The sequence below is a fragment of the Micromonospora sp. NPDC049580 genome (genome assembly GCF_040675595.1).
Taxonomy (GTDB): Bacteria; Actinomycetota; Actinomycetes; order Mycobacteriales; family Micromonosporaceae; genus Micromonospora.
This window is the reverse complement of the sequence record NZ_JBFAPG010000222.1, coordinates 1-9,620: the sequence shown is the minus strand read 5'-3', so window position 1 is coordinate 9,620 and position 9,620 is coordinate 1. Positions and strand designations below refer to the sequence as shown.

Below are 9,620 nucleotides of genomic sequence, written 5' to 3'. Positions count from 1 at the left end.
CGACGAGCCTGCAGGAGTCGAAGCTGGAGAACCTCGGCCACCTCGGCGACATGAACGACCACGACTCGCTGGGCCTGTTCCAGCAGCGCCCCTCCAGTGGTTGGGGCACCCCGGAGCAGATCACCAACCCCGAGTACTCCACCACCGCATTCCTCAAGGGCCTCAAGCAGGTCGACGGCTGGCAGGACATGCCCCTGACCCAGGCCGCCCAGACCGTACAGGTCTCCGCCTACCCGGACGCCTACGCCCAGTGGGAGCAGCAGGCCACCGACCTCGTCACCCAGCACTGGAACAGCTGACCCACCGCACGACCCGACCAATGGCCGGCACCCGAGAACGGGTGCCGGCCATTGTCATGCCCAGCCCCGGCTCGGGTCAGAACAGGACGGTGGCGAGCGTGCCGACCGGTTGGAAGCCGCAGCGCTCGTACACCCGACGAGCCGGCAGGTTGAAGTCGTTGACGTACAGGCTGACCGTGGGGGCGACCCGGAGCAACGCGTCGCGTACGACGGCGGCCATCGCGGCGGCCGCGATGCCGCGGCCCCGCCACTCCGGTGCGACCCAGACGCCCTGGACCTGGGCGGTCCGTTTGGTCACCACGGCCAGCTCGGCCTTGAACACGACCTTGCCGTCGACGAACCGGGCGTACGCGCGGCCGGCGCGGACCAGGTCGTTGACCCTGCGGCGGTAACTGCGGCCGGCATCCTCGGCGAGCGGGGAGACACCGACCTCCTCGGTGTACATGGCGACCGCCGCCGGAAAGAGCCGGTCGACCTCGCCGGAGCGGACGCGGCGTACCTCTGGATCGGCCGGTACGGCCGGCAGTGTGTCGGTGGCCAGCAGCGGCTGGTTGGGCCGGACGTCGCGGGCCGGGCCCCACGTGTCGGAGAGCCGGTCCCAGAGGCCGAGGACGGCGTCGGCACGGCCGACGATGGAGGAGCAGAGCCGCTCCTCCCCCGCGAGCAGGTCGGCGAAGGCGGACACGGCGGCGTCGGTGGCGAGCACCGGCGTCAGGTTGCCACCGAGCCAGCACAGCGATTCGAGGTTGCGCCGGGCGCCGTACCCCAGGATCCGCCCTTCGGACCGCCACCAGGAGAGCCCGCGCGCGGCGATACGCTCCGCGACCTGCGCGCCCGCGAACGGGTCACGGTCGAGCAGGCGCTCGACCGCGCGGCGCTCCGATTCCCCCAGTTGCCGTACCGGCACCGTCAGCACGCCTACCAGCCTGCCAGATCGACCCCCCGCCCCGCCGGCCGAGTGGCGAGCCCGCCGTCACACGGTCATCGGCTCGGCGACCGGGCTGGTCGGACGGGTCCGGCCGGCCCACCGGACGACCGGGGGCACCAGGGCACCGAGCAGGAGGAACAGCCCACCCAGCGCGAGCCATCCCGGTACGCCCCAACCGAGGGCGAGGCTGGTCACCACGACGGGCGCGAGCATCTTGCCCAGCTCGTAACCCATGCCGTACGTCCCCTGGTACTGCCCCTGCGCGTCGGCGGGCGCCAGCCCGAAGGAGATCCCCCATCCGGCGGCGGAGTGCCACAGCTCCCCGATCACGTGCGCCAACGACCCGCAGCAGAGCAGGCCGATGGCGCCCGGTGTGGGCAGCGCACCGCTGGCGGCGAACAGTACGCAGGCCAGGGCGATGACGACCCCCGCCCGGCGGGACGCGCGGGCGGCCCCCGGCAGGGTGACGGCGCTGCGTGCCGCGCGTACCTGCAGGAGCACCACCAGCGCGGTGTTGACAAGCGTCAACACCGAGATCATCCAGGCCGGTGCGGTGGTGTGCCCGGCGATCCACAACGGCAGAGCGAGGGTGAGCAGGCTGAAGTGCATGGACATCAGCCCGTCGAGCAGGGTGAAGGCGAGGAACGGGCGGTCCCGTAGGGCGACCAGCCGGGGTCCTCGCGTCGGGGCGGCGACGGGTGCGACGGTGGGCAGCCGGACGGAGATCGCCGCTGCGGCCAGCGACGCCGCCGCCGTGGTCAGGATCAGCGCGAGGTAGCCGGCGCGGGTGTCGGCGGCGATGGCGAAGCCGCCCAGGACGGCGCCGACGGAGATCCCGACGTTGGTCGTGGCCCGCAGGTAGGCGCGGGTGTGCACCCGCTGGTCGGCCGGGATCGCGCCGGCGATGAGCGCTCCCCGGGCGCCGCGGTCGACCGCGTCGGCGAGCGCCGTGGCGGCGCCGACCAGCAGGAAGGCGGGAAACGATCGGACGGCGATCAGGCCGGCGGTCAGGACGCCGGCCGCGATCAGCCCGCCGACCTGTGCGCCGCGCGGCCCGACGCGATCGGCCAGGTAGCCGCTCGGTGCGCTCGCGAGCACGCCGACGAGCGCCGAGATGGTCAGGCCGACACCCACCTGGGTGGCCGAGAGGCCGACCGAGCGGGTGAGGAAGAGCGCGCTGGCGACCAGCCACAGGCCCCGCCCGACGGTCTTGATCAGGGTGCTGAGGGTGAGGATCCGGGCCGGACCGGGCGGTGGGAGCAGGCGCATGCCAGCCACTCTAACAAGACGTACGTACGGTTTGCAGATAGGAGCTTGTCGGCGATGCATTGCCGATATATCGTTGATGCATCAGCGACAGTACGCAGAGAGGAAGAACCTCATGAGGTTCCATCGACAGCACCACCCGATGCACGAGGCCCGGATGCGGGGCTTCGGCTTCCCGCCGGTCCCGCCCGGCCCGCATGGTCACGGCCACGAACACGGCGGCCCCTGGGGCGGACGCGGTCGCGGACGGGGCAGGGGCCGACGCCCCAACGTCCGTGGCGCGGTGTTGGCCCTGCTCACCGAGCGGCCGATGCACGGCTACGAGATGATCCAGGAGATCGACTCCCGCACCGGCGGCGCCTGGCGGCCCAGCCCGGGTTCGATCTACCCCACCCTTCAGCTCCTGGAGGACGAGGGTGTGATCGCCGCCAGCACCGAGGAGTCCAGCGGTGGGCGCAAGCGGTTCACGGTCACCGAGGCCGGGCAGGCGGAGGCCACCGCGGCCGCGCAGACCCCGGCGTGGGCGGACGTCGCCCAGGGCACCGTGAGCAGTTGGCACGACATCCGCGACTCCGGCGCGCAGGCGATGAACGCCCTGCGCCAGGTGATGATGAACGGCACCGACGACCAGCGTGAGCGGGCCGCCCAGGTGCTCGACGAGACCCGGCGCAAGCTGTACGCGATCCTCGCCGAATCCGAGTGAGATGCGCCAGAACGAATGCGGGCCGCTCCCCGAGGGGGAACGGCCCGCGTTCTTCGGACTGACTCAGTGCACGGTGACGGTCGGGCCGGTGACCAGCCCGCGCAGCTCCTCAGGAAGCTCGGCGCCCATCTCGTCGGCGATGCGCAGCGCCTCCTCGATCAGCGTCTCCACGATCTGCGCCTCGGGCACCGTCTTGACGACCTGGCCCTTGACGAAGATCTGGCCCTTGCCGTTGCCGGAGGCGACCCCGAGGTCGGCCTCGCGGGCCTCGCCTGGGCCGTTCACGACGCAGCCCATGACGGCGACCCGCAGCGGCACCGGCAGCCCTTCCAGGCCGGCGGTGACCTCCTCGGCGAGCTTGTAGACATCCACCTGGGCCCGCCCGCAGGACGGGCAGGAGACGATCTCCAGACCGCGCTCGCGCAGGCCCAGCGACTCCAGGATCTGGTTGCCGACCTTGATCTCCTCGACCGGCGGGGCGGACAGCGACACCCGGATCGTGTCGCCGATCCCCTCGGCGAGCAGCGCGCCGAACGCCACCGCCGACTTGATGGTGCCCTGGAAGGCCGGCCCGGCCTCGGTGACGCCGAGGTGCAGCGGGTAGTCGCACTGCTCGGCGAGCTGCCGGTACGCGCGGATCATCACGACCGGGTCGTTGTGCTTGACCGAGATCTTGATGTCGCGGAAGCCGTGCTCCTCGAACAGCGAGCACTCCCACAGCGCCGACTCGACGAGCGCCTCGGCGGTGGCCTTGCCGTACTTGGTCAGCAGGCGCTTGTCCAGCGAGCCCGCGTTGACGCCGATCCGGATCGGCACCCCCGCATCCCCCGCGGCACGAGCGATCTCCTTGACCTTGTCGTCGAACTGGCGGATGTTGCCCGGGTTGACCCGGACCGCCGCGCAGCCCGCGTCGATCGCGGCGAAGACGTACTTGGGCTGGAAGTGGATGTCGGCGATCACCGGGATCTGCGACTTCTTGGCGATCGCGGGCAGCGCCTCGACGTCGTCCTGGGACGGCACCGCCACCCGGACGATCTGGCAGCCGGACGCGGTCAGCTCGGCGATCTGCTGCAGGGTCGCGTTGACGTCGGAGGTGAGGGTCGTGGTCATCGACTGCACGGACACCGGCGCACCGCCGCCGACGGGCACCGAACCGACCATGATCTGGCGGCTGGCCCGGCGGGGAGCGAGCGGCGGGGGCGGCACGGCGGGCATACCGAGACTGATAGCGGTCACTTCAGGCACTCACCTTGAGAAGAGCGTGATGGGGTTGACCACGTCCGCGGCGATGGTGAGCAGCGTGAACGCGCCACCGATCAGGATCACCGCGTACGTGAAGGGCATCAGTTTGAGGTAGTCGACCCGGCCCGGGTCGGCCCGGCCGATCCGCGCGTAGACCCAGGAGCGGGCCCGTTCGAACCAGGCGATGGCGATGTGGCCGCCGTCCACCGGGAGAAGCGGCAGCAGGTTGAACACCCCGATGAAGAAGTTCAGCGACACGAAGAGCATGAAGAAGACCAGCCAGGCGTTGTTCTGCACGGCCTCCCCGCCGAGCCGGCTGGCGCCGACCACGCTGATCGGGGTGTCCACGTCCCGCTCGCCGCCGGTGAGGGCGGTCCACAGGGCGGGGACCTTCTGCGGGATGCGCTGCAACGCCTGCGCGGTGCCGACGGCCAGTTGGCCGGTGAAGTCGGCGGTGGCCCCGAACGCGCCGACCGGCCCGTACGTCACGCGGGTGGGGGTGCTGGGCACGAGGCCGACGCCGAGCGCGGCCACCGGCGCGGCGGCGCCCTTCGGGTCGTCCAGGGGCGGACGCTGGGTCTGCGCGAGCACCGTGCTGGTGCTGCCCGCCTGCCCGTCGCGGACGTACTCGATCCGCGTGGTGTCGCCCGGCTTGAGACTGCGCAGCGTGGTCAGCAGGTCGCCGTAGTTGCTGATCGGGGTGCCGTTGATCGAGGTGATCCGGTCGCCGTCGCGCAGTTGGGCCTGAGCGGCCGGGCTGGCCGCGTCAGCGGGGGTGCACTCCCGCAGCGTGTTCTCCGGCACCACACAGGGGCTGAGCTGGATGACCGCCGGCTCCTTGCGGGCCTGCGCGTCAGTGGTGGGGAAGTCCGGGTTGGGCAGGCCGGCGGAGACGGCGAGGATCCAGATGGTGATCAGCGCGAGCGCGAAGTGCGTGATCGACCCGGCGGCCATCACGATGGTGCGCTTCCACACCGGGTAGCGCCACATCACCCGCGACTCGTCGCCCGGCTCGACGTCGTCGTCCTGCGGCGTCATCCCGACGATCTTGCAGAAACCGCCGAGGGGAATGCCCTTGAGGCCATACTCGGTCTCGCCCCGTCGGAACGACCAGATGGTGGGACCGAAGCCGACGAAGTACTTGGTGACCTTCATCCCGAACATCTTGGCGGTGAGCAGGTGCCCCGCCTCGTGCAGACTCACCGAGATGAGGATGGCCAGGGCGAAGAGGACCACCCCGAGCAGGTACGACATCAAGCTCCTTCCACCGAACCCGCGATGATCTCCTGCGCGTGCGCGCGCGCCCACGACTCGGCCGCGAGCACGTCCTCGACGGTACCTGGTTCGGCGAAGTCCGGAGCGTCCTCCAACACGCGTTCGAGGGTGTCGACGATGCCGAGGAACGGCAGTCGGCCCGCCACGAACGCCGCCACGCACTCCTCGTTGGCCGCGTTGTAGATCGCCGGGCGGCAGCGCCCGGCCTCCCCGGCGGCCTTGGCCAGGGCCACGGCCGGGAACGCCTCGTCGTCGAGCGGCGCGAACTCCCAGGTGTGCGCGGCCGTCCAGTCGACGGCGGCGGCGGCCTCGGGCACCCGGTCGGGCCAGCCGATGCCCAGCGCGATCGGCAGCCGCATGTCCGGTGGGCTGGCCTGGGCGATCGTCGACCCGTCGGTGAACTCGACCATCGAGTGGATCACCGACTGCGGGTGCACCATCACGGTGATGTCGGCGTACGGCACGTCGAACAACTCGTGCGCCTCGATCACCTCAAGGGCCTTGTTGACCATGGTGGCCGAGTTGATCGTGACGACCGGCCCCATGTTCCAGGTCGGGTGCGCGAGCGCCTGCTCGGGTGTGACCTGCGTCAACTCGTCGCGCCGCCGACCCCGGAACGGGCCACCGCTGGCCGTGACGATCAGCCGCCGCACCTCGCCGCGCGACCCGGACCGCAGGCACTGGGCCAGCGCCGAGTGCTCCGAGTCGACAGGCACGATCTGCCCCGGCCGCGTCACCGCAGCCTTGACCAGCGGGCCGCCGGCCACGAGCGACTCCTTGTTGGCCAACGCGAGAGTACGACCACCGCGCAGAGCGGCCAGCGTAGGAGCGAGGCCCAGCGAGCCGACCACGCCGTTGAGCACGACGTCGCACGGCCACTGCGCCAACTCGGTCATGGCGTCCGGCCCGGCGACAATCTTGGGAAGTTTGAAGTCGCCGGTGGCCCAGCCCCGGCGGCTCGCCTCCGCGTAGAACGCGAGTTGCAGGTCCTGCGCCGCGGATGCCTTGGCCACCCCGACCGCCTCGACGCCCAGTTCGAGGGCCTGCGCGGCGAGCAACTCGACGTTGCCACCGCCGGCGCCGAGCGCCACCACCCGGAACCGGTCCGGGTTGCGCCGGACGATGTCGATGGCCTGCGTGCCGATCGAACCGGTGGACCCGAGCAGAACAAGGTCGCGGGGGGAAGTCACGAGGCCATTCTCCCCCACCGCCGCTGCACGCCCGCTGGGAGCCTCAGCCGCCGCCGCGCGGCGCTCGCGGCATGATCAACTCCAGATCGCCGATGTCGGGCTATCCGCACCTCTCGGACACCCCGACATCGCCGAAACCGTGTCGATCAAGCGGTGCCGGGCTCTTCTGGGACTGCTTCCTCGCCCAGCAGGTCGCCCGGATCGATGGAGAACTCGAACGGCTCGCGCATCACGAACCGCGTGCCGGCGGCAGCGGCAGCCACCGGTCGGTACTCCCCATCGGTCAACTCGTACAAAGCGAGGGTAGGTACCCGGTTCCGCAGGTCGACCCGGAGGAAGAAGGGAACACCGACAGCGGCGTACTCACGCGGTCGGTCAATGATGTCCTTACGTCGGTTGCCGGGAGAGACGATCTCGCCGAGCAGCACGGCGTGCCTGATGTCCATCGTCGTTTGGCCGCCGCCAGGAGCATCAAGAATCACGATGTCCGGAATGAAGAGGTCCTCGCCCGAGACGACGTTCGTCTCCAGATAGAGCCACAGCTTCGCGCGCCGAGCCGCCTGCTTCAGGAGATAGGCGAGATCGAGCTCCGCGTCCTGATGGTCATATCCCGCATGTGGTGTCACGATCACGCTTCCGCTCAGGACCTCAACCTTGGGGCCGTTGGTCTCCGGCAACAGGTCGAGGGCGAGCTGCGCGGTCCACGGCTCGTCATGCCACCGCAGCACGTCGAACGACGGCTCGGTGTGCTGCGGCGCCGGCTCCGGCGCGAACGCTGCCTGGGCCATCCGGGCTCACCCCCTCAGCGGACCATCATGCTCAGGTCAGCCTAGCCACCGCAGCCCCCGCAGCACGTCATCGCACACCGAGTCCGCCGCCGCTCGATCCGCAGCATCCCGCACGGCACGAATAGATCTTGGACAGTTTCCGTTAGGTCCGAACGGAAACTGTCCAAGATCTGCGGCTGACAGGGCGCGGTCATCGCGAGGGTTGGCTGACCACCGTGAACTCGATGAAGGCGGCCCAGGCCGAGGGGGTGAAGGTCAGCACCGGCCCGTGCCGGTCCGTGCTGTCGCGTACGCCGACCGGGTGCGACAGATTGGTGGCCACCTCCACACAGGTGGAGCCCCCGTTGTCGCTGCGGGTGGACGTGCGCCACACCGCACCGGTCAGGTCCATGACTTCGCCAGCTCCCGCACGAGATCCCGTGAGGCCCGCCGGGGCAACGCCTCGCCCCGCAGGCTCTCCCACCTGCGCTGAAGGTTATCAACGTCCTCCGGGCGGTCGGTCACGTGCGCGCGCACCGCGGCGTCGAGGTGCGCGACCTCACCGCTGTCCGGTGTCCGGGCCAGGATGAACGGGCCCGCCAACCCGGCGTGCATGCCCGCCCCGGCCGGCACCACGTGAAGGTCCACGTGCGGCTGCTCGGTGATCTGGAGCAGGTGCTCGAACTGCGCCACCATCACGGCCGGTGCGCCGATCGCCCGCCGCAGCACCGCCTCGTCCACCACGGCCACGAACTCCGGCGGGTGCTCCCGGCTCAGCACCGACTGCCGGTCCATCCGTGAGCCCACCCGTTGCTCGACCTCCGGCTCCCGCAGCATCCTCCCGCCGCGCAGCACCGCCCGTGCGTACGCCTCGGTCTGCAGGAGGCCGGGGATCAACGACGGCTCGAACCAGCGGATCATGGTCGCCTCCCGTTCGACGGTGATCCACTCACGCAACTGGGCACGGTGGGGTCGGTACTGCACCTGTGGGCTGCGCTGGCCCTGTCCGGACCGGCAGCGTCGTGCGGCCCGGCCGCTGTGGCCCTGCCGGTGGACGCGGTGACCGCGCCACGGTGGATCATCCACCTACCGACCACCCTGACCAGTCTCGACGACGCCACCGCCCTGGCCGTGGCACTGTGCGACTCGCTCGGTCACCTCGCCGTCGTCGACTGCGGGGAGACGACGCTCAGCGAGGAGGACGCGCAGTTCCTCCGTACCCGAGTGTTCTGTGACGCCCTGCTCGGCGGCGCGGGCCGGTGCCGGCGTCCCGACGCCCACGACGGCCCCTGCGGGCCGGCCCGAAACCGCGGGTGACCCGACGCCGACCCTGGCCGACCGTCATGATCATGCGTCTGATCGACGGATGGCCCGGGGGTGTCCTGCTCCGCGAGCATCAGCGGCGATCACGGTCAAACACGGAGGGGACCACATGAACCAGAAGCTTCAGGCGCGCGCGTTCGAGCGGGTGGCGTCGATCCTGCAACCCGGGGAACAGCCGGTCAGCGCGACCCGGGCGATGGTCGGCAGTTTCTCGGCCGGCCGACTCGGGACGGTCGTCTCGCAGGGACTGATCACCGCGGGCGCCGGGGCGGTGGGCCACGCGCTGTCACGGACCAAGAAGCAGTTCGTCGTCCTCACCGACCGGCGGCTGATCTTCCTGCCGCAGACCTTCCTCGGCGGGCCCGGCACCGGTGTACTCGGCGAGGTGCCCCGGGAACACGTCGCACTCGCCGAGGCGAAGATGGGCATCGTGAGCCTGCTGCGCCTCGCCTTCGGCGCCGGCGGGGACGGCGTCACGCTGACGTTCCCCCGGGTGGACAAGAAAAACGCCGAGGCCCTCGCGGCGGCCCTGGCACCGGTGCCGAGCGCCTGACCCGTTCCGCCCAGGGCAGGGGCACCTGCAGATCTTGGCGCTGATGTGCCCAGCACGGAAGTCGGGGTGTCCGC

General features: G+C 70.9%; 11 protein-coding genes and 1 pseudogene. 4 read left to right on the top strand and 8 right to left on the bottom strand.

The window, feature by feature from the left end; translation table 11 throughout:
- Positions 1-299 (top strand): annotated as a pseudogene (locus AB0J68_RS18560) (hypothetical protein); the annotation flags it as partial.
- Between the two features lie 76 nt (positions 300-375).
- Here the strand turns inward: AB0J68_RS18560 and AB0J68_RS18555 are convergent.
- The gene (locus tag AB0J68_RS18555) at positions 376-1,215 is read right to left on the bottom strand and encodes a GNAT family N-acetyltransferase (protein ID WP_355067891.1); all 840 of its coding nucleotides are present in this window, start codon (positions 1,213-1,215) and stop codon (positions 376-378) included.
- Positions 1,216-1,272: 57 nt separating this feature from the next.
- Complete coding sequence (locus tag AB0J68_RS18550) at positions 1,273-2,496, bottom strand: MFS transporter (RefSeq protein ID WP_355067889.1); 1,224 nt, start codon at positions 2,494-2,496, stop codon at positions 1,273-1,275.
- Positions 2,497-2,608: 112 nt separating this feature from the next.
- On the opposite strand from AB0J68_RS18550, the gene AB0J68_RS18545 reads away from it, so the two are divergent.
- Entirely contained in the window at positions 2,609-3,196 is a 588-nt protein-coding gene (locus AB0J68_RS18545) for a PadR family transcriptional regulator (protein WP_139586621.1), read from the top strand.
- 63 nt (positions 3,197-3,259) lie between these two features.
- Here the strand turns inward: AB0J68_RS18545 and ispG are convergent, their stop codons facing one another.
- The 6 genes from ispG to AB0J68_RS18515 all read right to left on the bottom strand — a co-directional run bounded on the left by ispG (position 3,260) and on the right by AB0J68_RS18515 (position 8,627).
- Positions 3,260-4,432, bottom strand: a complete 1,173-nt coding sequence (gene ispG / locus AB0J68_RS18540) for a flavodoxin-dependent (E)-4-hydroxy-3-methylbut-2-enyl-diphosphate synthase (RefSeq protein WP_354856334.1) — start codon at positions 4,430-4,432, stop codon at positions 3,260-3,262.
- Positions 4,433-4,441: 9 nt separating this feature from the next.
- Positions 4,442-5,692, bottom strand: coding sequence for a site-2 protease family protein (locus AB0J68_RS18535; protein WP_354856336.1), 1,251 nt, complete (start codon positions 5,690-5,692; stop codon positions 4,442-4,444).
- The gene (gene dxr / locus AB0J68_RS18530; RefSeq protein WP_363939583.1) at positions 5,692-6,903 is read right to left on the bottom strand and encodes a 1-deoxy-D-xylulose-5-phosphate reductoisomerase; all 1,212 of its coding nucleotides are present in this window, start codon (positions 6,901-6,903) and stop codon (positions 5,692-5,694) included. The genes AB0J68_RS18535 and dxr overlap by 1 nt, the downstream gene beginning before the upstream one ends.
- Before the next feature lie 146 nt (positions 6,904-7,049).
- Positions 7,050-7,691: a Uma2 family endonuclease gene (locus tag AB0J68_RS18525; RefSeq protein ID WP_363939582.1), complete on the bottom strand. Its 642-nt coding sequence runs from the start codon at positions 7,689-7,691 to the stop codon at positions 7,050-7,052.
- Positions 7,692-7,881: 190 nt separating this feature from the next.
- Positions 7,882-8,082 (bottom strand): DUF397 domain-containing protein, encoded by a 201-nt coding sequence (locus tag AB0J68_RS18520; RefSeq protein WP_363939581.1) that lies wholly within the window; start codon positions 8,080-8,082, stop codon positions 7,882-7,884.
- Positions 8,073-8,627 (bottom strand): DUF5753 domain-containing protein, encoded by a 555-nt coding sequence (locus AB0J68_RS18515; RefSeq protein ID WP_363939579.1) that lies wholly within the window; start codon positions 8,625-8,627, stop codon positions 8,073-8,075. The genes AB0J68_RS18520 and AB0J68_RS18515 overlap by 10 nt, the downstream gene beginning before the upstream one ends.
- Positions 8,628-8,636: 9 nt before the next feature.
- On the opposite strand from AB0J68_RS18515, the gene AB0J68_RS18510 reads away from it, so the two are divergent.
- Both AB0J68_RS18510 and AB0J68_RS18505 read left to right on the top strand, forming a co-directional pair.
- Positions 8,637-8,987 carry a hypothetical protein gene (locus AB0J68_RS18510; protein ID WP_363939577.1) on the top strand — a complete coding sequence of 117 codons (351 nt, stop codon included), beginning with the start codon at positions 8,637-8,639 and terminating at the stop codon, positions 8,985-8,987.
- Between the two features lie 115 nt (positions 8,988-9,102).
- Complete coding sequence (locus tag AB0J68_RS18505; protein WP_355067884.1) at positions 9,103-9,546, top strand: hypothetical protein; 444 nt, start codon at positions 9,103-9,105, stop codon at positions 9,544-9,546.
- The last annotated feature ends 74 nt before the right edge of the window (positions 9,547-9,620 follow it).

Bases quoted from the DNA above. Each gene is read 5' to 3' on its own strand.
- AB0J68_RS18535 (WP_354856336.1), bottom strand. From the start codon at position 5,692: ATGTCGTACCTGCTCGGGGTGGTCCTCTTCGCCCTGGCCATCCTCATC.
- AB0J68_RS18525 (WP_363939582.1), bottom strand. From the start codon at position 7,691: ATGGCCCAGGCAGCGTTCGCGCCGGAGCCGGCGCCGCAGCACACCGAG.
- AB0J68_RS18505 (WP_355067884.1), top strand. From the start codon at position 9,103: ATGAACCAGAAGCTTCAGGCGCGCGCGTTCGAGCGGGTGGCGTCGATC.
- AB0J68_RS18550 (WP_355067889.1), bottom strand. From the start codon at position 2,496: ATGCGCCTGCTCCCACCGCCCGGTCCGGCCCGGATCCTCACCCTCAGC.
- AB0J68_RS18520 (WP_363939581.1), bottom strand. From the start codon at position 8,082: ATGGACCTGACCGGTGCGGTGTGGCGCACGTCCACCCGCAGCGACAAC.
- AB0J68_RS18545 (WP_139586621.1), top strand. From the start codon at position 2,609: ATGAGGTTCCATCGACAGCACCACCCGATGCACGAGGCCCGGATGCGG.